We start from the raw sequence: 26811 nt of genomic DNA on the forward strand, positions 1-26811 counted from the left end.
TTCATGCATTTTAGAGCGGCTCTGCGGATGCGCGTGTGACTCGAGTGAGTTCGCCCAGTAACCCAGCCAGTTCTCCGACTTTTCAAAATTAACATTCCAAGAGAGACGACCCATGACTGAGGTTAAAAAGCCATTGGGGATTACTGATGTAGTCCTGCGCGACGCCCACCAGTCGCTATTCGCCACCCGCCTGCGGCTCGACGACATGCTGCCGATAGCCGAGAAGTTGGACAAAGTGGGTTTCTGGTCTCTGGAGTCCTGGGGCGGCGCAACCTTTGATGCCTGTATTCGTTACCTGGGAGAGGACCCCTGGGATCGCATTCGCGAACTGAAAAAGGCCATGCCCAACACGCCGCAACAGATGTTGTTCCGCGGCCAGAATATTCTCGGTTACCGTCACTACGCCGACGATGTGGTGGAAAAGTTTGTTGAGCGTGCGGCCACCAATGGTGTGGATGTGTTCCGCGTGTTCGACGCCATGAACGACATGCGCAACCTGCAAACGGCGCTGGCCGCCGTGAAAAAGCAGGGTAAACACGCACAGGGCACCATCTCCTACACCGTGAGTCCTGTCCATAACATGGATCTGTGGGTGGACCTCGGTCGTCAGATTGAGGACATGGGGGCCGACTCGATTGCCATCAAGGATATGGCCGGGTTGCTGCGTCCTTACGAGGGCTACGAGCTGGTCAAGCGCTTGAAAGAAGCGGTGGATATTCCCATCCATATGCAGTGCCACGCGACTACCGGTCTATCCACTGCCACGGCACTGAAGTGTGTGGAAGCGGGCATCGACAATATCGATACCGCGATTTCCTCCATGTCCATGACCTACGGTCACAGTCCCACAGAGGCCGTGGTGGCGATTCTGGAAGGCACCGACCGCGATACCGGGCTCGACATCAACCTGCTGGAAGAAATTGCCGCGTATTTCCGTGACGTCCGCAAAAAATACGCGAAGTTCGAGGGTTCCCTGCGCGGTATCGACTCGCGCATCCTGGTCGCACAGGTGCCCGGTGGCATGCTCACCAATATGGAAAGCCAGCTGCGCGAGCAGGGCGCCGGCGACCGCCTCGACGAAGTGCTGGAAGAAATCCCCCGCGTACGCAAAGACCTGGGTTATCTGCCGCTGGTAACGCCTACCTCCCAGATCGTGGGTACGCAGTCGGTACTGAATGTACTGACCGGTGAGCGTTACAAATCCATTTCCAAGGAAACCGCCGCGGTACTCAAGGGTGAGTACGGTGCGACGCCCGCAGAAGTGAACAAAGAATTGCAGGACAAGGTGCTCGATGGTGGCGAACCCGTAACCTGTCGCCCCGCAGACCTGCTGGCGCCCGAGCTGGACAAGTTGGCGGCGGAGCTGCAGCAAAAGGCGGCGGAAGACGATATCGAAATCACAGCGGGTGAGGGCGAAATCGACGACGTATTGACCTACGCGCTGTTCCCGCAAATTGGCCTCAAGTTCCTGAAGAACCGGGACAACCCGGATGCCTTTGAGCCGGTACCCACGGGCAATGAATCCTCCGAAGTGAAAAATGACGACGGGGAATACGTATACACGGTTTCCGTGGAAGGCGAGAGCTACACGGTTACCGTTGCCGATGGTGGCGACGTTACCGGAATGGTCAGGGTGGGTGGCGAAGCTGCGTCTGCGGGTAGTGCTGCTCCAGCACCGGCTGGCTCTCTCCCTGCTGAAGGCTCTGGCGAGCCGGTCAAGGCGCCGCTGGCCGGCAACATCTTCAAGGTGCTGGTGAAGCCCGGTGACCAGGTGACCGAAGGTCAGAACATCGTGATCCTGGAGGCCATGAAGATGGAGACTGCAGTGAGCGCACCGCGCGCCGGTAGCGTGACCGGTGTCACCATCAAGGAAGGCGATTCCGTGGCGGTGGGCGATGCCCTGCTGACCATCGCTTAACGGGGGCGCTTGTGGAAAACATAACAAATCTCTGGCTCTCGTCCGGCGCCAACCAGATCACGATCGGGCAGTTCTCCATGATGGTGGTCTGTCTGGGGCTTCTGTTTCTCGCCATACGCAAAAACTTCGAGCCGCTGTTGCTGGTGCCCATCGGCTTCGGTGGCATCCTGGCGAACATCCCGGGTGCCAACCTGGCGGTGCCTGCGGTGGAAGCGGCCATTTACTCCGGCGACGCCGGCGTAATGACGCAACTTGCGCAGGCGCTCGGCCTCGGCGGTTTTGAATCCATCGAAGGCCTGAAGGCGGCGTTGGAAAGTGCACCCGCAGCGGCGCATGAACGTGCGGCCCAGGTGGCAGCGGATGCGGGCTTTAACAACGGCATGCTGTACAACTTTTACAGTGTTGCCATTGCCTCCGGGGTAGCCCCGCTGGTGATCTTCATGGGGGTGGGCGCGATGACCGATTTCGGTCCGCTGCTGGCGAACCCGCGCACCCTGTTCCTGGGCGCTGCGGCACAGTTCGGTATTTTTGCCACGGTGCTGGGTGCAGTGGGAATGTCGGCGGCTGGCATCATGGACTTCTCCATCGCCGACGCTGCGGCGATCGGTATTATCGGTGGTGCAGATGGGCCCACGGCGATTTATGTATCCAGCCTGCTGGCGCCGGACCTGCTTGGTGCCATTGCCGTCGCCGCCTATTCGTATATGGCGCTGGTGCCCTTGATCCAGCCGCCGATCATGCGCGCACTGACCACCGAGCAGGAGCGCAAGATCGAGATGGTGCAGCTGCGCCCGGTGAGCAAGCGCGAGAAAATCGTGTTCCCGCTGGTACTGCTGATTCTGGTGGCCCTGTTCCTGCCGGATGCGGCACCGCTGCTGGGTATGTTCTGTTTCGGTAACCTGATGCGCGAGTGTGGTGTGGTAACGCGTCTGTCGGATACCGCGCAGAATGCGTTGATCAATATCACCACCATATTCCTCGGGCTGTCGGTTGGCTCCAAGCTGGCCGCGGACAAGTTTCTGGACCCGAAGACCCTGGGCATTTTGGCGCTGGGTATCGCGGCCTTTGCCATTGGTACCGCGGCTGGTGTGTTGATGGCCAAGCTGCTGAATACTATGAGCAAAAACAAGATCAACCCGCTGATCGGCTCCGCGGGCGTCTCCGCGGTGCCGATGGCGGCGCGGGTCTCCAACAAGCTGGGGCTCGAGGCCAATCCGCACAACTTCCTGCTGATGCATGCCATGGGCCCGAACGTGGCCGGTGTGATCGGCTCGGCGGTGGCGGCGGGTGTGATGATCACCATGGTGCGTGCGATGACCGGTTGATCGGTTGCCTGCGCTTCTGAAACCCCGCTCCGGCGGGGTTTTTTATGCCTATCGTCAAGTGGCGACCAGATGGTCTGTTTTTGCGCTGGGTGAGGGGGCCCGCTGCAGCGCTCCGTGCTAATATGGCCGCCGTTTTGATAACAGGCGGCACGTTGTTCGGTGCCGCAAAGGAGAGGTTATGTCCTGGTTGGGAGCGGGTATTGGCGCGGGCATTGGCATGATGTTCGGCGGTCCGATCGGTGCCGCACTGGGCGCCTGGGTGGGCAGTTCCTTTGGTTCCGGGCTCAAGAAACTTGGTGAGGCCGGAGTCACGCTGAATCGCGAGGGCGCGCAGACTGTATTTATCGTCGCGCTGTTTTCCATGCTGGCCAAAATGGCGAAAGCGGATGGTCAGGTTTCCAAGGCGGAAATTCAGCTGGTTGATGACTTTATCAACAACAACCTGCGCCTGAATGCGGAGGATCGCCAGCAGGCGATCAAGATTTTCCAGAACGCCAAGGATGACCAGTTCAGCATCTACGACTATGCGCAGCAGTACCGCCAGCTGATCCGCAACCAGGCGATGCGGGAAATGGTATACCGGCTGCTGTTCGCGGTGGCGTTTGCCGACGGTGAGTTGCACCCGGCCGAGGAGCAGATCTTGCGCAGAATCCCCGAAGCGCTGGGGCTGCACGAGTCTATCTTTACCGCGATGTTCAATGAATTCGGGCACCGCAGTCCTGGTGCCAGCGGCGCCAGTCTGCAGGCCCACTACGATATTCTGGAGTGCAGCCCGGACGCGAGCGACAAGGAAGTAAAACTTGCTTACCGACGCAAGGCCGCCGAGTTTCACCCGGATAAAATTGCCTCCAAGGGGCTTCCGGAAGAGTTTATGCGCCACGCGGAAGACCAGATGAAAAGCATCACCGTGGCGTACGACACCATTGTCGCCGCGCGCAAGCGCCAGACCGCGGTCGACCAGGCCTGATTTCAGGAGTTTATTTATGTCCCTTGCAGTGCAGCTTCAGCAAAAACTCACCGACGCGTTCAGCCCTTCGCATATCGAAGTGGATTGCGAGAGCCATATGCACAATGTGCCCGCCGGTTCCGAGATGCATTTTCGTGTGGTGCTGGTGAGCGAAGCGTTTGCCGGTATCCGCAAGGTGCAGCGGCATCAGAAAGTGTACGCGGCGCTGGCCGATGAAATGGCCGGCCCGATACACGCGCTGGCGCTGCACCTGTACACCGCAGAAGAGTGGGCCGGACAGGCGCCAGCAAGCCCCCAGTGTATGGGTGGCAGCAAGGCGGACGCCGGTTAACCAGAGACGCCATCGGGTATCATGCGGCCAATTGAGTGGCGCTGAGCCCTATCGTTACAAACCCGCTACAAACCCGGTACAAATCCAGTAGCAAGCACAGAATTCAGGAGTGACAGTGGAAGGCTTTATTGTCGACGTTACCGCCGAGAACGCCCAGCAAGTATTGATCGATGAGTCCATGAAGCGCCCGGTGGTGGTGGATGTATGGGCGGAGTGGTGTGAGCCCTGTAAGCAGCTGATGCCGGTGCTGGAAAAAATCGCCAACGAATATGCGGGGCAGTTCCTGCTCGCCAAGCTCAACGCCGATACTGAACAGGCGCTGGCGGGGCAGCTCGGCGTACGCAGCCTGCCCACGGTCATGGTGCTGAAAGACGGCCAGCCGGTGGACGGCTTTGCCGGTGCCCAGCCGGAGAAGCAGATTCGCGAAATGCTGGAAAAATACCTGCCAAAACCCTGGGACCTGCAATTGCAGCAGGCCCAGAAACTGGTGGGCGAGGGCAGTCTGGACGAGGCGCTGCCGCTGCTGCGCCAGGCCTACGGGGATTCCGGTGAGCGTGCCGACATTGCCAAACAGTACGCCGCGGTTTTGCTGGAGAAAAACCGCTCCAAGGACGCCGAAGAGGTGCTGGGCAAGATTCTGCTGGCGGATCAGGATGCGGACTACCAGCAGCTGATGGCGCAGCTGGAACTGAAACAGCAGGCGGCGGATTCGCCGGAAATCAAGGCGTTGCAGCAGGCGTTGGCCGCCAACCCGGACGATAGTGAATCTGCCTACAAGCTGGCGGTGCAGCTCAGCCAGGCGGATCGTCACGAAGAGGCGCTGGAAATCCTGCTGGGACTGCTGCGCAAGGATATGGGCTTTGCCGATGGCGCCGCCAAGCAGGCGTACCTGGACATCGTCAAGGCGCTGGGCGCCGGTGACCCGGTAGCGACCACTTACCAGCGCAAGCTGATGACACTGTTGTTCTGATTACCCGTTCGACCAGAAACGAAGCCAAACCCGGGCCGATCATGTTCAAACTCTGTGTATACATTCCCGAGTCGCATCTGGAGCCGGTCAAGCAGGCGCTGTTTGCGGCCGGTGCCGGGCGCATCGGTGATTACGACAGCTGCTGCTGGCAAGTGCCAGGCACCGGCCAGTTCCGGCCACTGGACGGCAGCAAGCCATTTATCGGCCAGCAGGGGGAAGTGGAAACGGTTGCAGAGTACCGGGTAGAAACCGTCTGTGCAGACGAGGTAGTGGATGCGGTGCTGGCCGCCATGCGCAGCGCCCACCCCTATGAGGAGCCCGCGTTCGACCTGTGGAAGCTGGACGAACGCTGCGGCTAGTGGGCTCGACAGGTTTTTTCCGAAAGGTTAGAGCTTGCGCTCGATCACGCCGCGGTGCAGGCTGTAATTTCCTTTCTCGCGGTCGTTGAAGTAATGCTTCAGCGTCTGTGTCATCACCGGAAAAGCCATCTCCTCCCAGGGGATGTCCTTTTCGTCAAACAGCTCGACTTCCAGTGACTCCGGCCCCGGGCCGAAGTTTGTATCGGTCAGTTCGCCGCGGTAGATCAGGTATACCTGATTGATGTGGGGAATGTCGTATACGGAGAAGAGTTCGTCGACGCGCATGTTCGCGCGCGCTTCCTCCCAGGACTCACGCAGCGCACCCTGTTCGCTGGTTTCCCCGTTTTCCATAAACCCCGCCGGTAAAGTCCACAGCCCGTAGCGGGGTTCGATGGCGCGTTTACACAACAGAACCTGGTCGCCCAGATAAGGCAGCGTACCGACAATAACCCGCGGGTTGACATAGTGGATGGCGCCGCAGTCCCGGCAGAGGTGGCGGGGGCGGTCGTCCCCGGTGGGGATCTCGAATACGACCGTGTGGCCGCAGTGGCTGCAAAATTTCATGGCGCAAGTATACCCGCGGAAGGAGCCAGCGCCAGTCCGCCTTCTATCATTGGATATTAGATAATTCTGGCTGTTGGCCATGGCTGTGCGGAGTTGGCGCGCTTCAAGTCAGAATGGCGGGGAGACGGATCGATATACCTGCTGGTGAGCCATTTGCCGCCGAACAGCGTATAGTAAGTTTATCGCTGGGCCGTTTTTTTACAGGCGCGGGATCGGCGACAGAGTAATACGAAAATGTTGAAGACGATTGAACAGAAGTTTGCGGCAGTGAAAGAAAAGCTGCAGGAGCGCGTACCGCGAGGCCCTGATCTGCATGGTCACGCGGCGGTTTTACTCGCGCTGACGGATGAGCCCGACCCCCAGGTCATTTTGACCCTGCGCTCCCAGCAGCTTTCCAGTCACTCTGGCGAGGTATCCCTCCCCGGCGGCCGCTGGGACGAGACCGATTCTTCGCTGGAGTTCACCGCGCTGCGGGAGACCCACGAGGAAATCGGCCTTCCCTCCGACCAGGTGCGTGTACTCGGTCCTTTGTGGACCCGCACCACCCGCTGGCAGGTTCAGGTCACTCCGTGGCTTGGCATTGTTCCCGCGGATGCCGAACTCACGCCCAATCCCGGTGAGCTCGACGCCATTTTTCGCGTGCCGCTCGCTTACTTTCTGGATGATCCGCGCATCCGCACCGACCGTATCACCATCGACCAGCGCCGTATCTACCTGCCGGCTTACGAGTACGAGGGGTTTGAAATCTGGGGCTTTACCGCCGGTGTATTGACGGAGTTTCTGGTGCGGGTACTGGATGCACCTATCGGAAGGCGCGATGACGTGCCGGTCAGGGCATTGAGCTGAGCGCGCGTAGCGCAGAGTAAGCTCGGGTATACTGCGCGCCTGTTTTTCCGAGATTGACCATGCCAAGACCGAAGTCCGCTGTCGCACTGGAGGATGTCCACTGGGGCGCCCTCAAAACCCTGTTTCCCTACCTGCTGGAATTCAAGCGCCCGGTGCTGCTGGCACTGTTGTGCCTCGTTGGCGCCAAGGCTGCCAGCGTAGGCCTGCCGTTTCTGCTCAAACATATTGTCGATGACCTGGACCGCGCCGGCGGCACGGCGGCGGCCATTGCCCTGCCACTGGGGCTGCTGCTGGCCTACGGCTTCGTGCGGTTTTCCTCGGTACTGTTCGGCGAACTGCGGGATACCATTTTCGGCCGGGTGACCGAGCGCGCCCAGCGCCGGGTGGGGCTGGAAGTCTTTCGGCACCTGCATCGCCTGGACCTGGACTATCACCTGAACCGCCGCACCGGCGGCCTGTCGCGGGATATTGAGCGCGGCAATTCCGGCATCGGTTTCCTGATGCGCTTTATGGTTTTCAACATCGTGCCCACCCTGGTGGAAATCCTGATGGTGGTGGGGTTGCTGTGGTGGAACTACAACGCCAGCTTTGCACTGCTGGTGCTGGGCGCGGTGGCGGTTTATATCGGCTTTTCGGTAGTGGCCACCGAATGGCGTACCCACTTTGTGCGGGCACTCAACCAGGCGGAATCCCAGAGCAGTAGCCGTGCGGTCGACAGCCTGCTGAACTACGAAACCGTCAAATACTTCGGCAACGAAAAGCACGAGGCGGATCACTACGATCGTGAGCTGGCCGTATGGGAGCGCGCGCGCCGCAAGAATCGCCTGTCGTTATTCGGACTCAATGCCGGGCAGGCACTGATCATTGCAGCGGCCATGTGTGGCGCCATGGTGATGGCCGCGGTCAATGTCACCAGGGGCACCATGACCATTGGTGATTTTGTTTTGATCAATGCGGTGATGATGCAGATCTTTATCCCGCTGAACTTCCTCGGCTTCGTGTACCGGGAAATGAAAGGTGCCCTGGCCAACATCGAAAAGATGTTTTCCATCCTCGATGTAAAACCGGCCATCGAAGACCGGCGGGATGCGGGTAACTTGGTTGTCGAGCACGGCGCCATCGAATTCCGCGAGGTGCACTTCGGCTACAACCCGGACCGGCAGATTCTCAAAGGTGTGAGTTTCAGTGTTGAGCCCCGGCAAAAGGTCGCGATCGTCGGCGCCAGTGGCGCGGGCAAGTCGACGCTGTTCAAGCTGCTGTTTCGTTTTTACGACGCCGATGATGGCAGCGTGCTGGTGGATGGCCAGGATATTCGTGGGGTCAGCCAGGATTCCCTGCGCCGCTGTATCGGTGTGGTCCCGCAGGACACCGTGCTGTTCAACCAGTCGATCCTCGAGAACGTGCGCTACGGCCGTGTCGATGCCACAGACGAGGAAGTGATGGAGGCCATCCGCCACGCACAGCTGGACGGGTTTATCGCGCAGTTGCCGGAAGGGGTTCACACCACGGTAGGGGAGCGCGGCCTGAAGCTGTCCGGTGGGGAAAAGCAGCGTGTCGCCATCGCCCGCGCGATACTCAAGCGTCCGCCCATTATGGTATTTGATGAAGCCACCTCCAGCCTGGATAGCCACGCGGAGCAGGGTATCCTGCGCGCGCTACAGGAGATTTCCCGGGAGCAGACCACGCTGGTCATCGCCCACCGCCTGTCGACGGTGGTGGATGCGGATAGGATTCTGGTGATGGAGCAGGGCAGTGTGGTTGAGCAGGGCAGTCATGCTGAGCTGGTGGCCGCCGATGGGCATTACGCGGCGCTGTGGCGGATGCAGCAGCGTGAGCGTGCGCTGGACGCGGTGCCCATCTCCTCCTGACATTGTTTTAGATCCCGCTCGCGGCGTGTTTTGTCGCTTCCTGCGGAAATCGCGCCGCGCAAATTCCTGAGATTGCCCATACTTGCAGTCGAATATCCGGCGCCTTGTGTACAGCGCCGGATTGCTGGACATCTCCTGAGGCCGCATTTAATGTGGTTTGCAAGGCTCAGGCCGTCTTCAATAACAAAAGACCAATACAACAGATCAAACCATAAACAGGCAGGAATCTGAATGAAAACTGCACTCTTCGCCGCGTCTGCACTGGCGCTTGCCGTGATTGCCGGCTGTTCTTCTGACGAAAAATCCAACGCCAACCCGGATGCTTCCGCGCCCGCACAAAGCACCGCACAGCAGGCGGCCGACCCCGCGCAGCAATCAACCCAGGCGCAACCGGCTACCGGTCCCCAGGCCGGTGGTATCGCCAAGGGCGTGGATCCGTCGCGCTTTGATATTTACGCACCGGTTGAGCTGAATGCCGATCTGTCGTCGCTGTCTGAAAACCAGCGCAAGATGATCGGCCTGTTGATCGAGGCCAGCCAGATTATGGACCAGCTGTTCTGGCTGCAGTCCTATGGCCCCGCGCAGGAATTGCTGAGCGGTATCGACGATAGCGCCGCACGCACCTTCGCCGATATCAACTACGGCCCGTGGGACCGCCTGAACGACAACAAGCCGTTTATCGAAGGTTATGGCGACAAGCCGCTGGGTGCCGAGTTTTACCCGGAAGACATGACCAAGAATGAATTTGAATCCTGGGAGCAGCCGGGCAAAGACGGGCAATATTCTCTGGTTCGCCGCGATGGCGATGGCAACCTGAAACTGGTGCCGTACCACGAGGCCTACAAGGCCGAGCTGGAAAAAGCGGCCGCGCTGCTGCGCGAGGCATCCGCCCTGGCGGAGGACAAGGACTTTGCCGGCTACCTGAAGCTGCGCGCGGACGCACTGATGGACGACCAGTTCCGCGACAGCGACATGGCGTGGATGGATATGAAGGACAACCGCATCGATGTAGTGATCGGCCCGATCGAAAACTACGAAGACCAGTTGTTTGCCTACCGCACCGCCTACGAGTCCTATGTACTGCTGAAGGACATGGAGTGGAGCGAAAAGCTGGCCAAGTTCGCCGCCTTCCTGCCGGAATTGCAGCGTGGACTGCCTGTAGATGACAAGTACAAGGCGGAAACCCCGGGAACCGATTCCGATCTTAACGCCTACGATGTGCTGTATTACGCGGGCCACAGCAACGCCGGTTCCAAGACCATCGCGATCAACCTGCCGAACGACGAAGAAGTTCAGCTCAAAAAGGGCACTCGCCGGCTGCAGCTGAAAAATGCAATGCGCGCGAAGTTCGACCAGATCATGCTGCCCATCAGTGGTGTACTGATCGCGGAAGACCAGCGCAAGCACATCACGTTCGATGCCTTCTTCGCCAACACCATGTTCCACGAAGTGGCCCACGGCCTTGGCATTAAGAAAACCGTCACCGATGGCAGCAATGTTCGCCAGGTTTTGAAAGAAACTTCCTCGGCGCTGGAAGAGGGCAAAGCGGATATCCTCGGCCTTTACATGATCACCAAGCTGCACGAGAAGGGTGAACTGGAAGAGGGCGAGCTGATGGACAACTACGTCACCTTCCTCGCTGGTATCTTCCGCAGTGTGCGCTTCGGTGCCGCCAGTGCCCACGGCAAGGCGAACATGATGCGCTTCAACTTCTTCAAGCAGGAAGGTGCGTTTACCCGCGATGACGCCACCGGCCAGTACAGTGTGGACTTCGACAAGATGCAGGCGGCCATGACCAAGCTGTCCAACCTGATCCTGACTATTCAGGGCGATGGTAACTACGGCAAGGCAAAAGACCTGCTGGATAATATGGGGGTGGTCGGCAGTGAGTTGCAGGCAGATCTGGATCGCCTCTCCGAGGCCAACATCCCGGTGGATGTAACGTTTATACAGGGTAAGGAAGTTCTGGGTATCAAGTAACCTGGCCCACCACTGCGCGTTCCGGCAATGCGCCGGAACATTCGAAAAGCCCGAAAATCACGGTGCCACTTGAGGTGGGCCGGGGTTTTCGGGCTTTTTGACATTCCCGGGTTGTTCACGGCGTACTGCTGGCGAGGCGTTACGTGGTAGCCCTCTGCCAGACCGCTTGGTTTGCGCAATATAGCCAGTTCCGAATCTGACTAGTCTATTCCCATTTCCCGCCATACCATGGCCTTCATTCAAGTAATCAGTGAACGCAAGTAACCAGTGAACTCAAGTAACCAGTGAACCCCGTGCAACCGGATCCCGAACTCTGCCACAGCGCCCGTCTCGCTCGCGACAAGCGGTTTGACGGCCGCTTCTACACGGCGGTGAAAACCACCGGCATTTTTTGCCGACCCATCTGTCCGGCACGCCCGCCGCTGGAAAAGAATGTCGAATACTTCGCCACGGCGGCGGAGGCCACTGCGGCCGGGTATCGTCCCTGTCTGCGCTGCAGGCCGGATGCCGCCCCGGGGAGCGCTGCGTGGGGGCTGGTGTCCACTACCGTGCAGCGGGCAATGAACCTGATGCGTCGCGAGCGCGAGGCACAATCCATCGAGCAGTTGGCGGACCGGTTGGGAATCAGCAGCCGCTATCTGCGAAAGCTGTTTGCGGAGCATGTGGGGTTGAGCCCGCTGCAGGTATGGCAGACCGAGCGCGCGCTTTTTGCGTTTGGCCTGTTGCGCGATACCGGTTTGCCCATCGCGGATGTCGCATTCGCGTCTGGTTTCAACAGCCTGCGCCGCTTCAACGGCGTGTTCAAGGACATTTACCGGCGCACGCCGACGGAAGTGCGGCGTGAGCAGGCTGGCCGTACCAGCAAAACTGCCGACAGTGGCGCGGAGCCTGTGCGCATGTACCTCAGTTACCGGCCGCCGCTGGACTGGCCGCAGTTGCTTGAATTCTTTGCGGCCCGAACCCTGCCGGGTATCGAACAGGTGGTGATGGGGGAAGACCCGGAACAGGGTCTCTACCAGCGCACCTTTGAGCTGGAAGGGCAGCGAGGCTTGCTGCGGGTACGCCATCAACCGCACAAGGATCGACTGGAAGTGGAGGTCTTTGCCAGCCGCAGCGGTGCCGTGCTGTATCAGGTGCGGGAAAGGCTGCGGCGCCTGTTTGACCTGGACGCTGACAGCGAGGAAATTCGCAATCACCTGGCTGCGGACCCGCTGCTGGCTGAGGTTCTCACGCACAGCCAGGCGCCGCGCCTGCCCGGGGCCTGGGATCCATTTGAATACGCGTTGCGGGCGATTCTCGGCCAGCAGATCTCTGTGGCAGCGGCCACCACCATTGCCGGGCGTGTGGCCCACGCGTACGGTGCCTCCTTCGCCGGTGCGGATGGCGTGGACTACTGGCTGTTCCCTACGGCCGAACAATTATCCGAGGCGGATTTCTCTGGCATCGGCGTCACCCGCGCCCGTGCAAATACCTTGCGTACCTTTGTCGCCGCCACCCTCAGCGGTGAGATCGATTTCGATGCGCCGGACCTGGAAACCTGGTGCCGGCAGATGACGGCGCTGCCGGGTATCGGTGACTGGACCGCACAGTACACGGCCATGCGCGGGCTCTCCCTGCCCGATGCATTCCCGGCATCCGACCTCGGTGTGCTGATTGCCCTGGGCTCTGGCGATAAAAAGGCCACGCCGAAGCAGGCGCTGGCCCGGGCTGAAAACTGGCGCCCGTGGCGCGCCTACGCTGCGCTGTTGTTGTGGCAATCCCTGAAATTGAGGCAATCACGATGATCTACTACGAAATCTACCCATCCAGTTTTGGTGAGGTGGGGATTGCCGCCAGCGAAAACGCCCTGGAGGCCGTCGACCTGCAATCCGGCCAGCGCCCGCTGGTCCCGCGCGAGCACTGGGAGCGTCGCGCCACCGAACTGACGGATCGTGCGGCCGAGCAGCTGCAGGCGTATTTCAAGGGCGAGCGGGAGGTGTTTGACCTGCCGTTGCACGCGGGTGGCACGCCGTTCCAGCAATCCGTGTGGCGTGCGCTGTGTGCCATTCCCTACGGAGAAACCCGCAGTTATCGGGAGCTGGCCGAGGCCATCGGCAACCCCAAGGCGGTGCGGGCGGTCGCGCGGGCCAACGGAGCCAACCCGCTGTCCATCGTGGTGCCGTGCCACCGGGTCATTGGTGCGGATGGCACCCTGACCGGCTATGCAGGCGGGCTGGAGATGAAGGCCCGGTTACTGGCGCTGGAGGGCGCATTGATCGGCTGAACATGCCCGGCTGGTCACGGTCTTTCGGGGTGGTATTCACTGCCTTTGGGCTGGATAATGGCCGGCTGATTTTCACTGACTATTACCCTGACCAGAATCCCGAGCGGAGGCCAGATGTTGTACAGATTGGGCGACAAACAGCCGCAGCTTGAAGGCGAGGGCCACTATGTGGCGCCGGGTGCCTGTGTCATCGGCCATGTGCTGATGAAGCCCCACAGTTCTGTGTGGTTCAACGCGGTGATCCGCGGTGACAATGACCTGATCACCATCGGTGAGCGGGCAAATATCCAGGATGGTTCGGTGTTGCATGCCGACCCGGGTGTTCCGCTGCTGGTGGGTACCGGGGTCACCGTGGGCCACAAGGTGACGCTGCACGGCTGCCAGATCGGAGATTACTCGCTGGTGGGCATGAATGCGGTAGTGTTGAACGGCGCCAGGATCGGCAAGTGCTGCATCATCGGGGCGAATGCGCTGGTTACAGAGAATGCGGAGATCCCGGATTATTCGCTGGTGCTGGGTAGCCCGGGCAAGGTAGTAAAGACCCTCGACGAATCCACGTTTGAGCTGCTGAAGGCGAGCAGTGAGATTTATGTGGCCAACGGCAAGCGGTTTGCGGAAGAGCTTGTGCCGGTGAACGGTGAGAGTGATGACTGAGAGCGACTGGAGCCGGGTAAAAAATCAAGAGCCGGAACCCGGGTTTGAGTTTCCGGTGAAGTCGCCCTGTGTTTCCGTTTGTGCGCTGAATCGCGATGATATCTGTGAGGGGTGTTTTCGTTCCGGGGCTGAGATCAGTCAGTGGGGGCGGATGTCTAATGCCGAGAAAAAACAGGTATTGAGTCGGTGCAATGAGCGGGCTGTGGAAATGAAGCGGGTTTGGTGGTCCGATTGACCCACCTTCTACAGTTGCAGTGATCCTCGGCAAGCGTTTTATTCTCGTTACGTGGCGGCAGAGCACCGGGTGCAGGTTTTCGGGACCGCTGTAGACCCATCCCTGGGCGCTGCGGCGCAAACATCCTGTTTGCGACGCTCCCGAAAACCTGCACCCGGTGCTCTGCCTTCGCGTTTGGCGGTATTACTCCGTCAGAAATTATTGGGTACCAAGCCGGCTAGCAACTTGGGCTTACGAAGCAAAAAATTGCCAGAATTGCACTAAGCACCGAGGGGCGGTAAGCCCTTCCGGGACCTTCACCGACAGGGATGTCGGTGCAGAGCTACAGGGATGTATTCACCGCGTGTCCCGGAAGGGCTTACCGCCCCTCGGTGCGTACCCGGATCAGAGCTCTACAAAAAACCTCCGGGCCAAAATTAAATAGAACAGAATATGACCCAACCCTTCGTACATTTAAGAATCCACACTGAATATTCCCTGATCGATGGCCTGGTGCGTATCAAGCCGCTGATCAGTCGTGTTGCCGAGCTGGAAATGCCGGCGGTGGCGATTACCGATCAGACGAATTTTTACGGCCAGGTAAAGTTTTACAAGGGCTGCATGGGTGCGGGTATCAAGCCCATCACGGGCGCCGACTTCTGGTTGAAAGAAGGTGGTGAGGAGCAGCCGACACTGCTGACCCTTTACGCCATGAATACCACTGGCTACCGCAATATCACCGAGCTGATTTCCCGCGCGTGGATGGAAGGCCAGTATCACGGGCATGCGTTTGTTGAGCGGGCGTGGATTGAGCAGGCATCGGAAGGGGTGCTGATGCTGTCCGGTGCCAAGTACGGTGATGTTGGGCGCGCGCTGATTGCCAATCGACAGTCGCAGGCCGAAACGCTCGCGCAGGAGTGGGAGCGAATTTTCCCGGGGCGTTATTACCTGGAGCTGCAGCGTACCGGTCGCCCGGGTGATGAAGAGTACCTGCATGCCGCGGCCGCACTGGCGGGGAAACTGAACCTGCCGGTGGTGGCGACCAACGATGTGCGCTTTCTTGAAGACAGTGAGTTCGAGGCGCATGAGGTACGTGTGTGTATCCGCGAAGGCCGGGCGCTGGACGACCCGCGCCGCGAGCGCCGCTATTCCTCGGAGCAGTTTCTGCGCAGCCCGGAAGAGATGCAGGAGCTGTTCAGGGATATTCCTGAAGCACTGCAGAATACCGTGGAGATTGCCCGTCGCTGTTCCTCGCCCATTCAGCTGGGCAAATACTTCCTGCCGCAGTTCCCGATCCCGGAAGGGATGACGGAAAACGAGTTTTTCGAAAAGGTTTCCTTCGACGGCCTCTACGAGCGACTGGAGTTTATTCTCGACAAGTCCGCCCCGGATTACGAAGCGCGCAAAAAGGAATATGAAGATCGCCTGCGCTTCGAGCTGGATATCGTTATCCAGATGGGATTCCCCGGATACTTCCTGATCGTAATGGACTTTATCCAGTGGGCGAAGGACCACGACATTCCGGTCGGCCCCGGGCGGGGTTCCGGTGCCGGCTCGTTGATTGCCTATTCGCAAAAGATCACCGATCTCGACCCGCTGCAGTACGACCTGCTGTTCGAACGTTTCCTGAACCCGGAGCGGGTATCCATGCCCGACTTCGACGTCGACTTCTGTATGGAGAAGCGCGACCGCGTGATCAGCTACGTAGCCGATAACTACGGCCGCAACGCGGTAAGCCAGATCATCACCTTCGGTACCATGGCCGCCAAGGCGGTGGTGCGGGACGTGGCGCGGGTGCAGGGCAAGTCGTATGGCCTCGCGGACAAACTCTCGAAAATGATTCCGCCGGATCCAGGCATGACCCTGGAAAAGGCGTTCGAGCAGGAAGAGGTGCTGCGGGAGTTCCTCGAGAACGACGAAGAGGGCCAGGAAATCTGGGAAATGGCCCTGCAGCTGGAAGGTGTGGCCCGAAACGTGGGCAAGCACGCGGGTGGCGTGGTGATCGCCCCCACCAAACTCACCGATTTTGCGCCGCTCTATTGTGATGAGACCGGTGCCGGCCTGGTTACCCAGTTCGACAAGAACGACGTGGAAGACGCGGGCCTGGTGAAGTTCGACTTCCTCGGTCTGCGGACCCTGACCATCATCGACTGGGCCAAGGCAATGGTGGACGAGCAGCGCGCGCGGGAGGGCAAGGAGCCGCTCGTGATCGAGGCGCTGCCGCTGGACGATGCCGAAACCTTCAAGATGATCAAGCGCGCCGAAACCACGGCGGTATTCCAGCTGGAATCCCGCGGTATGAAGGACCTGATCAAGCGCCTGCAGCCGGATAACCTCGAGGACATGATCGCCCTGGTGGCCCTGTTCCGTCCAGGCCCGCTGCAGTCCGGCATGGTGGACGACTTCATCAACCGGAAACACGGGCGCGCCCAGGTGGCCTACCCGGATGCCAAGTACCAGCACGAAAAACTGAAGCCGATCCTGGAGCCCACCTACGGGGTAATTGTTTACCAGGAACAGGTAATGCAGATTGCCCAGGAGCTGGCAGGCTATACCCTCGGTGGCGCAGATATGCTGCGTCGCGCCATGGGTAAGAAAAAGCCCGAGGAAATGGCCAAGCAGCGGGCCACCTTTGAAGAGGGCGCCAAGGAGCAGGGCGTAGACCCCGACCTGGCAATCAAGATCTTCGACCTGGTGGAAAAGTTCGCCGGTTACGGCTTTAACAAATCCCACTCCGCTGCCTACGCACTGGTCTCCTACCAGACCGCATGGCTGAAGGCGCACTACCCGGCCCAGTTTATGGCCGCCACCATGTCTTCGGACATGGACAAAACCGATAAGGTCGTGACCTTTATCGAAGAGTGCCGGGCCATGAAGCTGGACCTGGTGCCGCCGGATGTAAACCTCGGCAGTTACCAGTTCTCCGTGGATGTGGACAACCGCATCATTTACGGACTCGGTGCCATCAAGGGCCTGGGCGAAGGCCCGATCGACAACATTATTGCCGAGCGCGAGCAGGGCGGCCCGTTCACCGATCTGTTCGACTTCTGCTCGCGGATCGACCCGCGCAAGGTGAACAAGCGTGCGCTCGAAGCGCTGGTGCGCTCCGGCGCCCTCGACAGCATCGGCCCGGATACCACCGGCGTGGATGGCCTGGATTACTCCCGTGCGGTGCTGTTCAACGCGCTGGACGAGGCGGTGAAATCGGCCGAGCAGCAGAGCAAGAACGACAGCGCGGGCATGATGGACCTGTTCGGCGAGGTGGTGCGCTCCTCGTCCGACGGTGACGTCTACGAAGATTTCCGCAATGCCCGTCCGTGGGGTATTCGTGAGCGCCTTGAGGGTGAAAAGAATACCCTCGGCCTGTACCTGACGGGCCACCCAATCGATGAGTATGAGGAAGAACTCAAGCATCTGGTGAAGGCGCGTATCGCCGACCTCAAGCCCGGCCGTGAAAACCAGAAGGTGGCGGGCCTGGTTGTTGGGATGCGGGTGATGAAGACCAAGCGCGGGGATACCATGGCGATCGTCACGCTCGACGACCGCAGTGCGCGGATCGAGGCGGCGGTGTTCAGCGAGGCGTTCGGTGAGCACCGTGAAAAGCTGGTGAAGGATTCGCTGCTGGTGCTGGAAGGTTCCATCTCTCACGATGATTACAGCGGCGGCCTCAAGATGAGCGTGAACAGTGTGTCCACGCTGGATGACCTGCGCAGTGGCAGCGTGATCGGGGTGACCCTGAAAATCGACAGTGCCCAGGCGCTGCCGAAGATGGGGCAGCGTCTCAGTGCCTGCCTGCGGCCTTATATTGGCGGCAGCTGCCCGATCCTGGTGGAAGTCGAGCGCAGCGACGCCCGCGGTACCTTCCGCCTCGCCGATACGTGGAAAGTTGAGCCAAATGATCAGCTCATCCAGTCCCTGCGTGAGTTGGTGGGGCGTGAGCGGGTGCAGCTCAACTACAATCAACGGCAGTAATCAGGAGCCAATGGGTGCGAAATGGCCGGAACTGGTTCTCGCCAGCAGCTGTTTGTATCCGCGCTAGCGGCCTCGCCACCAATAGGGGCAATTTGGACATTGGGGTTATCGGTAAGTGCGGTGTGCACTCGACTGCTTGGTCCTATCCCGGTAAGCTAGCCGCCATTTTCAGTAGACGAGGCCTGTTTGCGACCGTTTGGGGTGTTTTGGTCGCATTTTCCAACATTTGGCAGGCCCATAGAATTATCAAGGCGCGAATTAAATGAACTTCAGTTTTCTCGAGTTTGAACAGCCGATTGCGGAACTGGAAAGCAAGATCAAGGAGCTCCAGCACGTAGGGGACGACAACGACCTCAACATCGCTGAAGAGATCACCCGACTGCGGGAGAAGAGCGAAAAGCTCACCGAGTCCCTCTATTCCGACCTCTCTCCGTGGCAGATCGTTCAGGTGGCGCGTCATCCACAGCGCCCCTACGCCAGGGACTACATTGAGCGTATCTTCACCGACTGGGACGAGCTTCACGGCGACCGCCACTTTGGTGACGACAAGGCGATCATTGCCGGTATCGGCCGTCTGGAAGGCCGTCCGGTGGCGGTGATCGGGGAAGAGAAAGGGCGCACGGTCAACGAAAAGGTAAAGCGTAACTTCGGTATGCCGAAGCCCGAGGGTTACCGCAAGGCCCAGCGCATCATGGAGATGGCCGAGCGCTTCAAGATGCCGGTACTGACCCTGATCGACACCCCGGGGGCGTACCCGGGTATCGACAGTGAGGAGCGCGGTATCTCCGAGGCGATTGCCAAAAACCTGGCGGTAATGTCCCGCCTGCGTACGCCGATCATCTGCACCGTTATCGGTGAGGGCTCTTCCGGCGGTGCCCTGGCCATCGGCGTCGGTGACCAGCTGAACATGCTGCAGTACTCCACCTACTTTGTGATCTCGCCGGAAGGCTGCGCCAATATCATCTGGAAGACCGTGGAGAAGGCGCCGCTGGCCGCCGAGGCCATGGGTGTGACTTCCAGCGTGCTGGAAGAGCTGGGCATCGTGGATGAGACTCTGCCGGAACCCCTGGGCGGCGCCCACCGCGATCCGGACCTGATGGCGGCGCGCCTGCGGGATCGCCTGTCCGAACAGCTGGACAAGCTGACCGCGGTACCGCTGGATGAATTGCTGGAGAAGCGTTACCAGCGTCTGATGAGCTACGGTAACGTAACTGGCTGATCTCCCTCTCTCCTAACGATGCGTCGACGGCACCCAGGTCGTCGACGCACTCGAATACCACTTTCCCGCTGTACCAAATCCGCCTCTGGCTTCTCAGTTTCAATCATATCCGAGTGATTTTCCCACTTTTCTTTGCCGTGAAGTGAACAGCTTTTCTGGCCTGTATTTCCACCTGATTGTGTGTGGGAATTCCGAATCCGTCGCTTAAATTCCTTCATTTCTCCCAATTCCCGCACTGCTCAAGGTGGGATGCCGCACTGTACCCAAAGCATATTAATTTATCGTCGCAGCAATCCGGTCGCAGGTGATCGCCGGAATATGACAATCGAAAGATAAAAATAATCAGCGATAAACAGGAAATGCATGATGAGTAAAACCAAATCAATGCGACACCTTCAAGGTGCCCTCGCAGGGCGACTTGTGGCTGTGGCATCTCTCCTTTGTGTCTGTTCGTGGCCAGTTCTGGCAGCAGAGAATCTCGCTCTGAATAAAACGGCGTTGGCGAGTAGTGAAATACAGTCAGCATCATTTGCTTTTGACGGCAATCAGAATACCCGTTGGGAAAGCGCGCACCAGGTGGATCCGAGCAGTCTGACGGTGGATTTGCTGGATACCTTTCAGCTGGAGAGCGTGACGATTCACTGGGAAGCCGCGAATGCCGCGGAGTACATCATCGAAGGCAGTTCGAATGGCGTGAACTGGACGCAGATCGCGAGCTATAGCGGTGGCGTATTTGGCAACCGGACGGATGTTCTCCCATTGTCTGGAAACTACCGCTTTGTGCGCATGAACGCTTTGCAGCGCAGTGCAGGAAATAACTGGGGTTATTCGATCTGGGAAATGGAAGTGCAGGGCACGGAGGTTGTCAGTGAGCCGCCACCGGCCCCGGAAGATAACCTTGCCCTGCTCGGTACGGCGAGCGCCAGTTCTGGTAATGCCTCCCAGGCGATTGACGACAATGGTGGTACACGCTGGGAGAGCGATCACGGTGTGGATCCTTCCTGGATAGCGGTTGATCTCGGGGCGAACTATGCACTGTCGCAAGTGGTTCTGGATTGGGAGGCGGCAAACGCCAAGCGTTATGATCTGCAGGGATCTGTGGACGGGGTGAACTGGCACACGCTGCAGACCGTTACCGACGGCCAGTTCGGCAGTCGCAGTGACACACTGAATATCAGTGGCAGCTACCGCTATGTGAGGATGCTCGGTTCCGAACGCAGCGATGGCAACCAGTGGGGGTATTCGATTTGGGAATTCCAGGTCTATGCAAGCTCAGGCGAAATTGATCCGCCACCGGACGTGGATCCGCCTGCAGACCTGCCACCCCCCGATTTCTCCAACCTCAGTTACGACACCCTGTTCGATGTTGTCTACAGTCCCGAGACGGCGCAGGAATGGTATGTGAAGCCCGATGGTACGATTGTGACCATCGCTTCCGGGCGCGCCCGCTCGCGGCACGAGTCAGAAGATATTTTCTATATCTTCCCCACACACTATTTTGAACACCGCACTTTTGAAATTGAAATCCACGACCACACTCCGGCGGGGGAAAACCTGTTGGAGGTCTTCTATCACCCCGAATACGCCAACTATGTACCGCCCGGATGTCGTTCGTCCTATAGCAATGTCTGGCGTGCGGATTTCAATAACAACGCTGGCATGGATGAAAAGCTTCAGCAAGCCGCGCCCGATGGCACCGGCGAACGCTGGGTGTGTCGCATTCAACGGGATGCCCATAACGGTGATGATGGTGTCATGCGCGTTGGCGAGTGGATGGAATTTGAATTGCAGCAGTTTCTGGGGCGCTTTGAGGGCGACCCGAATGTGCGTGGACAAGCGGTCTATTACACGGATACCTACCGTATAAAGCTCGGTCAGCCGGGGCTGTTCATGGTGAGGGACGAAGCGCTGGACGCACAGTTGCGCAGTGGTGGTCGTGCATCTGCACCCTATGTGCGTGCCGGCGACGCAGTACCTGCCGCAGAAGTGATTTCGGTAAATGCTGACAGTACTGTCACCTACAAAGTGGCGAGTAACGGTAAATGGACACAGAAAGACAACCCCACCGGTGAGGTCGTGACCTATCCCATTCTCGACGGGATCGATGTCTACGACAATTACGTGGTGGGCAGTGGCGTCGCCGACTGGACAACCTTTATGCGCGAGGGGCTGAATACGCAATGGGAAACGCACAATGCCTTTATGCAGGGGCGTCGGGTCTTCCACACGCGTTTTGACACGGGCATTCACGAGGAAGCTGGCAACCCGGACTTCCCCGAGCTTGCCAGCATGGCTAACGGCCTGCTGGTGAAAAATTCCTGTTTTGGTTGTCACATTAACAACGGCCGTGGTCTTGCGCCGCGGGATAATCAGCCGTTGGATACGTTGGTGACGAAAGTATCCAGCGGCTATTTCGATGCGCTGGGCCAGCCTGAGGCACATAGTTACTACGGCAGGGTACTGCAGGGCACATCGCTAAATGCTGCTATTCCTGCCGAAGCGACCGTTGTTGTGAATTACACGGCAAAAAATGGCACCTTTGGCGATGGCACGCCGTTCTTGTTACGCGAGCCGCATTACACCGTCGATAGGCTGGATGATGCGGGAGGCGCCACGCCGTTTATTTCACCGCGCATGCCGCAAAACATCACTGGGCTCGGCTTGTTAGAGGCGGTACCGGAAAGTGTCATTCTGGCGTGGCAGGATCCCGATGACAGTAACAATGACGGGATATCGGGGCGTGCAAACATAGTGAACTCTCCGTCTGCGGGAGAGCAGCAAATAGGCCGCTTTGGCTGGAAGGCCACCTCGTCCAGCCTGCGCGATTTCGCCGCCGAAGCGCTCAGTACGGATATTGGAGTCACCACATCGGTGTTGCCAAACCCTGCCTGTGGCAGGCAGCAAACCGCCTGTCAGCAAAACGCCGGGCAGGGCGCCGAGCTGAGTGACCTGCGCCTGGACGAGCTGGTGGTTTACCTGCAGGCACTGGGCGCGCCTTCACGTCGCCCGGATGAGGTCAACCAGCCCGCGGTGATTGCCGGAGAGCAGCATTTTAACAATCTGGGTTGTGCGTCGTGCCACCGGCCTTCTATGGAAACCGGGCACCGTCATGACCTTGCCGAGCTGCGCGGCAACACCATTCGTCCCTATACCGATTTACTGTTACATGACATGGGTGACGACCTCGCGGACAGCTTGACCGCATCCCCGGCCCTGAACCGGGAGTGGCGTACGCCACCGCTCTGGGGCCTGGGCATGCTGGAAGCGGTCAGCGGTCACACCAGTTTACTGCACGATGGGCGGGCCCGTTCCATCGAGGAAGCGATACTGTGGCACGGCGGGGAAGCGGAAAACAGTCAGGCCGGATACCGGGCGCTCGGTGCCGGGCAGCGCGGCGAGCTGATTGCCTTTTTGCGTTCTTTATAATCGCGTCGTAATCAATGTGGGTGGGCGTCTTCGGGGACACGTGGTGTGCGGTCTCCGCGGGCGCCTTGTCTGATCACAGGCGCAGAATGTCCCGGTACTGGGCCACCTTTACATTGAAATTCGTGTTGTCCTGCAGGTAAAGCCGGAAGCAATCTGACGCGTCCGGTTCCCCGTGCACCAGCTGGATTTCCGTGCCGGCCTCGAGTGCCGATTGTTTGAGCCAGTCGCCCAGTTCGCGGTAATCGGCGTGCGCAGACAGCCCCTCCAGAACTTCAATATGTGCCTTGCAGGGCACGTACTCCCCGTGAATTTTTACACTCTGGGCGCCGGCCAGTAAGCGTGCGCCGCGGGTGCCGCCGGCCTGATAGCCGGTGAACAATACGGTCGCGCGGTGGTCGGGGAGCAGGCGTTTCATGTGGTGGAGCACGCGGCCGCCGGTGGCCATGCCGCTGCCGGCAATGATGATGTGCGGATACTGAATATTCTCCAGTGCTTTCGACTGTTCTACGTCGCGGGTGTACTGGATACCGGTACACATGAATTTACAGGTATCGGTATTCAGGCGGTGCTGGTCGGGATAGCGGGTGTAAATTTCCGAGGCGTCGATCGCCATGGGGCTGTCGAGAAACACCGGCAACTGGGGAATGCGCTGGTCGCGCATCAGGTTCAGCAGCAAGTATTGCAGCGTCTGCGCGCGGCCCACTGCGAAACTGGGGATCAACAGGATACCGCCGCGATTGACGACCTCATTGACGATGTCCGCCAGCTGTTGCCAGTGATCCACCTGAGGGTGCCGGCGATCACCATAAGTGGACTCAAGCAATAGCAGGTCCAGTGCCGGCAGCGGTCGCGGTGGATGCATGATGAGGTCGTCGGGGCGCCCGACGTCACCGGAAAAGCCCACACGCTTGCCTTCGGCGCTCAGTACGGCACTGCCGGCGCCGAGTATATGCCCGGCCGGTTGTAAGTACAGGCTGGCCCCACCGATCCGGATCGGCTCGTCAAAATCGACCGACTGAAACAGTTCCAGGCTGCGCTCCGCGGTGTCGCCGTTGTAGAGCGGCTCCGGGTGCGCATGTTTGCCGATCTTGTGGCGCTGGTAAAAGCGCGCATCTTCTTCCTGTATATGCCCTGAGTCGGGTAACAAAATGGAGCAGAGGTCGCGGGTTGCGTGATGGCAGTACACCGGCCCGCGGTAGCCCAGCTGATACAGCCTGGGAATATAGCCGGAGTGATCGAGGTGTGCGTGTGTGAGGACGATGCCACTCAGCCGGCGGTAGTCGAACATGGGCGTTTCCCAGTTTCGCTCGCGCAGCCATTTGTAGCCCTGAAACATCCCGCAGTCGACCAGAAACTCGGTCTTGCCGCCATCCAGGCTGACAAGAAACTTGGAGCCGGTAACCGTGCCGGTGCCGCCGAGGAAGGTGATGTTCATTCCGGATAGTCTCCTTTTTCGGGCGCTCCGCCACGGTGTTCCCTGAGCAGGGCTTTTACTGCCGGAATCAACACGGGTGACAGGTCGAAGGCCCCGTATTGGCCGGGGATACTGTTACTGGTGGCGAGTCGATCGGCCCCTGCCTGCAATATCTTGCGGTCGGCATCTTCTGCGAACACGCCGTGCACAGCGGCACAGACGATACTGCCCGCGCCGGCACGCTTTAGCGCCGCAGTGGTTTCCAGTACGGTATGTCCGCTGGAAATTACGTCATCGACAATCAGTACCGCAGATCGTCTGATTTGCGCATCCTCGGGCAATGTAACCGTGACACTCCGGTCGCCGTGACGTTGTTTTTTGCCGACGATATACGGTCGCCCGGTTGCGTGTGCCAGCGCGGATACCCACTGTTGGCTCTCCGCGTCGGGCCCAACCAGGAGGAACTCTTCGGGCTGCGCTTCTATCCACGTCTGCATCGCCGGCATACCCGAAAGAGCGTGTGCCGGGATGGAGTAGATTTCAGCGAGGCTGTGATAGCGATGGAGGTGCGGGTCCACGGTCAGCAGCCAATTCACCGCATCGGAGATCAGGCCTGCAAAAATACGAGAGGTCACGGCCTCGCCAGGCTGGAACGCCTTGTCCTGGCGCATGTAGCAGAGATACGGTGCCACCAGGCCTATGCTGGCCGCGCCCAGTGCGCGTAGGGTATGGGCGAGAAACAGCAGTGGCAGTAGCTTTTCATCCGGCTGGCTCAGGTTCGCCAGCAGCACACAGTGCCGTTCATGCACTGGCGACCTTACCCGCAGGTAGGATTCCCCATCGGGGAAGTGGCGCATTTCCAGCTCGCCGTGCACGGCATGGATTCCCTTGCCGAGGGGGGCAGACAGGGGCAGTGTCGCCGCGAGGGAAAAAAGCAGCGGTGCGCTCAAGTCAGTTGCTCCACGTTTGATAGTGGCAAATCCATCGGCGCAATATTGAACAGGTCCCGATTCTGGTGGTAATACTCCCTGGCGTAGGCCAGCTCGCCGGACGTCTCGGCGTAAAGGGTCGCGACAGGCTGGTGCTCGCTGATCATGTCGCCAACCTTCACCCGTAAACGCAGTCCCGCTTCCGGCGACGAGGGCGCGCCGGCTACCTTGGCCAGACGCGCCAGGCGCCGGTTGTCCATGCTGCGCAGGCGACCAGCGTACGTGCTGCGCAATTCGATGTGATGGCTTGCAACGGGTATGTCACGCAAGCCTCCCTGAGCGTCACAGATTTTGCGAAACTGCTGCCAGGCCTGTCCTGACTGGAGGATCTCCCTGGCCTGTTGCTGCGCCTGATCTCTATCTGCACCTGTGGCCATGCACAAGAGTTCACCGGCGAGGAATACGGCGCGCTCGGTGAGGTCTGCGGGGGCATGCGCTTCGTTTCGCAACACGCTGAGTACATCGCGGGCTTCCTCTGCCGGACCGATACCATTGCCAATAGCCTGTGTGCCATCGGTGACGACACAGCGCACGTTCAGGCCAAGCCCCGAGGCAACATTGCGAAACAGCAGCGCGAGTTTCTCTGCCTGTTCCTGGTCACGTACTTTTGCGGTGGGGCCGACCGGGATGTCGATGAGCACGTGGGTGGAGCCCGCCGCCATTTTCTTTGAAAGTACCGAGGCGACCAGTTGTCCCTCGCTGTCGAGGTTGAGGGCGCGCTCAATTCGGATCAGCAGATCGTCCGTGGGGCTTAAGCCCACTTCGCCACCGGCCGCCAGACAAGCACCGGTGCGGGTAATCACTTTGCGCAACTTTTCCAGTGGAAGGTCGACATCGGTGAGCACCTCCATGGTGTCGGCGGTGCCGGCTGGCGAAGTAATGGCGCGGGAAGATGTTTTAGGAATGACCAGTCCGGCGGCACTGGCAATCGATACCACGATGGGGGTGGTGCGGTTCCCCGGCAGTCCGCCGATGCAGTGTTTGTCGAACACCCGCTCGACCTCGGGCCAGTACAGGCGATTGCCGTTACTGACCATCGTGGTTGTGAGCGCAATGGTTTCCGAGCAATTCAGCCGGCCGCCGGCGCAGGCGGTGAGGAAGCCCGCAATTTCGATGTCCGAATAGAGTCGATTACCGATATCGCGAATAATGCTGCTCATCTCGGTAGCATTGAGGCTGTGGCCGTATATTTTCTTGCGCAGTGCGCTGAGTGAGTACACCTGTGGGACGTGAAGTACCAGGATTTCCTGGTCTGTCTGCAGGTTGAGAAATTCCCACGCGCTCTCGGAAAATCCGATCTTTCCGAGCGGCAATATTTCCTCGGCGACGGTATTCAATGTGGCAATCAGTGTGCGCTCGCCGGCCTTGATCTGCAGGCGGGTGTTCGCGGTATAGCCCTCGGCGCGGCAGATCGCACAGTCTTTGCGCATGTAAACGAGGGCTTCCTCGTGGGTGTCTATCCCCATTCTGTAGGCATGCAACGGCAGTGGGTGTGCCATATATCGCTACCTGATCCTATTGGTCATGGCCCT

At 59.4% G+C, this 26811-nt stretch carries 20 protein-coding genes; 16 read left to right on the top strand and 4 right to left on the bottom strand.

What is annotated here, in order from left to right; translation table 11 throughout:
- The first annotated feature begins 112 nt into the window (after positions 1-112).
- From oadA to GTQ55_RS06255, 6 genes are all read left to right on the top strand, one after another.
- Positions 113-1918, top strand: coding sequence for a sodium-extruding oxaloacetate decarboxylase subunit alpha (gene oadA, locus GTQ55_RS06230; protein ID WP_161857954.1), 1806 nt, complete (start codon positions 113-115; stop codon positions 1916-1918).
- Between the two features lie 77 nt (positions 1919-1995).
- The gene (locus GTQ55_RS06235) at positions 1996-3243 is read left to right on the top strand and encodes a sodium ion-translocating decarboxylase subunit beta (protein ID WP_221296391.1); all 1248 of its coding nucleotides are present in this window, start codon (positions 1996-1998) and stop codon (positions 3241-3243) included.
- 178 nt (positions 3244-3421) lie between these two features.
- On the top strand, positions 3422-4210 hold the full coding sequence (gene djlA / locus GTQ55_RS06240) for a co-chaperone DjlA (RefSeq protein WP_161857956.1): 789 nt from the start codon (positions 3422-3424) through the stop codon (positions 4208-4210).
- Positions 4211-4226: 16 nt separating this feature from the next.
- Entirely contained in the window at positions 4227-4541 is a 315-nt protein-coding gene (locus GTQ55_RS06245; RefSeq protein WP_161857957.1) for a BolA family protein, read from the top strand.
- Positions 4542-4656: 115 nt separating this feature from the next.
- Positions 4657-5511, top strand: coding sequence for a thioredoxin (gene trxA, locus GTQ55_RS06250; protein WP_161857958.1), 855 nt, complete (start codon positions 4657-4659; stop codon positions 5509-5511).
- Positions 5512-5552: 41 nt separating this feature from the next.
- On the top strand, positions 5553-5870 hold the full coding sequence (locus tag GTQ55_RS06255) for a YqfO family protein (RefSeq protein ID WP_161857959.1): 318 nt from the start codon (positions 5553-5555) through the stop codon (positions 5868-5870).
- A 27-nt stretch (positions 5871-5897) separates the two neighbouring features.
- Here the strand turns inward: GTQ55_RS06255 and GTQ55_RS06260 are convergent, their stop codons facing one another.
- Positions 5898-6434 carry an NUDIX hydrolase gene (locus GTQ55_RS06260; protein WP_161857960.1) on the bottom strand — a complete coding sequence of 179 codons (537 nt, stop codon included), beginning with the start codon at positions 6432-6434 and terminating at the stop codon, positions 5898-5900.
- A gap of 234 nt (positions 6435-6668) precedes the next feature.
- Here GTQ55_RS06260 and GTQ55_RS06265 point away from each other — a divergent pair, with 234 nt between their 5' ends.
- The 10 genes from GTQ55_RS06265 to GTQ55_RS06310 all read left to right on the top strand — a co-directional run bounded on the left by GTQ55_RS06265 (position 6669) and on the right by GTQ55_RS06310 (position 22876).
- Positions 6669-7280, top strand: coding sequence for an NUDIX hydrolase (locus tag GTQ55_RS06265; RefSeq protein ID WP_161857961.1), 612 nt, complete (start codon positions 6669-6671; stop codon positions 7278-7280).
- 59 nt (positions 7281-7339) lie between these two features.
- Positions 7340-9148 carry an ABCB family ABC transporter ATP-binding protein/permease gene (locus GTQ55_RS06270; RefSeq protein ID WP_161857962.1) on the top strand — a complete coding sequence of 603 codons (1809 nt, stop codon included), beginning with the start codon at positions 7340-7342 and terminating at the stop codon, positions 9146-9148.
- 231 nt (positions 9149-9379) lie between these two features.
- Entirely contained in the window at positions 9380-11128 is a 1749-nt protein-coding gene (locus GTQ55_RS06275; protein ID WP_161857963.1) for a dipeptidyl-peptidase 3 family protein, read from the top strand.
- A 284-nt stretch (positions 11129-11412) separates the two neighbouring features.
- Complete coding sequence (locus tag GTQ55_RS06280) at positions 11413-12912, top strand: DNA-3-methyladenine glycosylase 2 family protein (RefSeq protein WP_237567854.1); 1500 nt, start codon at positions 11413-11415, stop codon at positions 12910-12912.
- Positions 12909-13391 (top strand): methylated-DNA--[protein]-cysteine S-methyltransferase, encoded by a 483-nt coding sequence (locus GTQ55_RS06285; protein WP_161857965.1) that lies wholly within the window; start codon positions 12909-12911, stop codon positions 13389-13391. The genes GTQ55_RS06280 and GTQ55_RS06285 overlap by 4 nt, the downstream gene beginning before the upstream one ends.
- Before the next feature lie 114 nt (positions 13392-13505).
- Positions 13506-14045: a gamma carbonic anhydrase family protein gene (locus tag GTQ55_RS06290; protein WP_161857966.1), complete on the top strand. Its 540-nt coding sequence runs from the start codon at positions 13506-13508 to the stop codon at positions 14043-14045.
- Positions 14038-14280 (top strand): DUF1289 domain-containing protein, encoded by a 243-nt coding sequence (locus GTQ55_RS06295; protein WP_161857967.1) that lies wholly within the window; start codon positions 14038-14040, stop codon positions 14278-14280. Before GTQ55_RS06290 ends, GTQ55_RS06295 begins: the two co-directional genes overlap by 8 nt.
- 432 nt (positions 14281-14712) lie before the next feature.
- Positions 14713-18231, top strand: a complete 3519-nt coding sequence (dnaE, locus tag GTQ55_RS06300; RefSeq protein WP_161857968.1) for a DNA polymerase III subunit alpha — start codon at positions 14713-14715, stop codon at positions 18229-18231.
- Between the two features lie 262 nt (positions 18232-18493).
- Positions 18494-19450: an acetyl-CoA carboxylase carboxyltransferase subunit alpha gene (locus GTQ55_RS06305; RefSeq protein WP_161857969.1), complete on the top strand. Its 957-nt coding sequence runs from the start codon at positions 18494-18496 to the stop codon at positions 19448-19450.
- Between the two features lie 384 nt (positions 19451-19834).
- Positions 19835-22876: a di-heme oxidoredictase family protein gene (locus GTQ55_RS06310; protein ID WP_237567855.1), complete on the top strand. Its 3042-nt coding sequence runs from the start codon at positions 19835-19837 to the stop codon at positions 22874-22876.
- A 73-nt stretch (positions 22877-22949) separates the two neighbouring features.
- Here the strand turns inward: GTQ55_RS06310 and GTQ55_RS06315 are convergent, their stop codons facing one another.
- Genes GTQ55_RS06315 through GTQ55_RS06325 form a run of 3 tightly spaced genes read right to left on the bottom strand, consistent with a single transcriptional unit; the run spans position 22950 to position 26778 of the window.
- A complete protein-coding gene (locus GTQ55_RS06315; RefSeq protein ID WP_161857971.1) occupies positions 22950-24311 on the bottom strand; it encodes an MBL fold metallo-hydrolase RNA specificity domain-containing protein in 1362 nt (453 codons plus the stop codon).
- The gene (locus GTQ55_RS06320; protein ID WP_221296386.1) at positions 24308-25240 is read right to left on the bottom strand and encodes a ribose-phosphate diphosphokinase; all 933 of its coding nucleotides are present in this window, start codon (positions 25238-25240) and stop codon (positions 24308-24310) included. Before GTQ55_RS06320 ends, GTQ55_RS06315 begins: the two co-directional genes overlap by 4 nt.
- A complete protein-coding gene (locus GTQ55_RS06325) occupies positions 25237-26778 on the bottom strand; it encodes a thymidine phosphorylase family protein (RefSeq protein WP_161857972.1) in 1542 nt (513 codons plus the stop codon). Before GTQ55_RS06325 ends, GTQ55_RS06320 begins: the two co-directional genes overlap by 4 nt.
- Positions 26779-26811 lie beyond the last annotated feature (33 nt).

This window comes from Microbulbifer hydrolyticus, from assembly GCF_009931115.1.
Lineage (GTDB): Bacteria > Pseudomonadota > Gammaproteobacteria > Pseudomonadales > Cellvibrionaceae > Microbulbifer > Microbulbifer hydrolyticus.

Bases quoted from the DNA above. Each gene is read 5' to 3' on its own strand.
- oadA (WP_161857954.1), top strand. From the start codon at position 113: ATGACTGAGGTTAAAAAGCCATTGGGGATTACTGATGTAGTCCTGCGC.
- GTQ55_RS06235 (WP_221296391.1), top strand. From the start codon at position 1,996: ATGATGGTGGTCTGTCTGGGGCTTCTGTTTCTCGCCATACGCAAAAAC.
- djlA (WP_161857956.1), top strand. From the start codon at position 3,422: ATGTCCTGGTTGGGAGCGGGTATTGGCGCGGGCATTGGCATGATGTTC.
- GTQ55_RS06245 (WP_161857957.1), top strand. From the start codon at position 4,227: ATGTCCCTTGCAGTGCAGCTTCAGCAAAAACTCACCGACGCGTTCAGC.
- GTQ55_RS06255 (WP_161857959.1), top strand. From the start codon at position 5,553: ATGTTCAAACTCTGTGTATACATTCCCGAGTCGCATCTGGAGCCGGTC.
- GTQ55_RS06260 (WP_161857960.1), bottom strand. From the start codon at position 6,434: ATGAAATTTTGCAGCCACTGCGGCCACACGGTCGTATTCGAGATCCCC.
- GTQ55_RS06265 (WP_161857961.1), top strand. From the start codon at position 6,669: ATGTTGAAGACGATTGAACAGAAGTTTGCGGCAGTGAAAGAAAAGCTG.
- GTQ55_RS06270 (WP_161857962.1), top strand. From the start codon at position 7,340: ATGCCAAGACCGAAGTCCGCTGTCGCACTGGAGGATGTCCACTGGGGC.
- GTQ55_RS06275 (WP_161857963.1), top strand. From the start codon at position 9,380: ATGAAAACTGCACTCTTCGCCGCGTCTGCACTGGCGCTTGCCGTGATT.
- GTQ55_RS06285 (WP_161857965.1), top strand. From the start codon at position 12,909: ATGATCTACTACGAAATCTACCCATCCAGTTTTGGTGAGGTGGGGATT.
- GTQ55_RS06290 (WP_161857966.1), top strand. From the start codon at position 13,506: ATGTTGTACAGATTGGGCGACAAACAGCCGCAGCTTGAAGGCGAGGGC.
- GTQ55_RS06295 (WP_161857967.1), top strand. From the start codon at position 14,038: ATGACTGAGAGCGACTGGAGCCGGGTAAAAAATCAAGAGCCGGAACCC.
- dnaE (WP_161857968.1), top strand. From the start codon at position 14,713: ATGACCCAACCCTTCGTACATTTAAGAATCCACACTGAATATTCCCTG.
- GTQ55_RS06305 (WP_161857969.1), top strand. From the start codon at position 18,494: ATGAACTTCAGTTTTCTCGAGTTTGAACAGCCGATTGCGGAACTGGAA.
- GTQ55_RS06310 (WP_237567855.1), top strand. From the start codon at position 19,835: ATGCGACACCTTCAAGGTGCCCTCGCAGGGCGACTTGTGGCTGTGGCA.
- GTQ55_RS06315 (WP_161857971.1), bottom strand. From the start codon at position 24,311: ATGAACATCACCTTCCTCGGCGGCACCGGCACGGTTACCGGCTCCAAG.
- GTQ55_RS06325 (WP_161857972.1), bottom strand. From the start codon at position 26,778: ATGGCACACCCACTGCCGTTGCATGCCTACAGAATGGGGATAGACACC.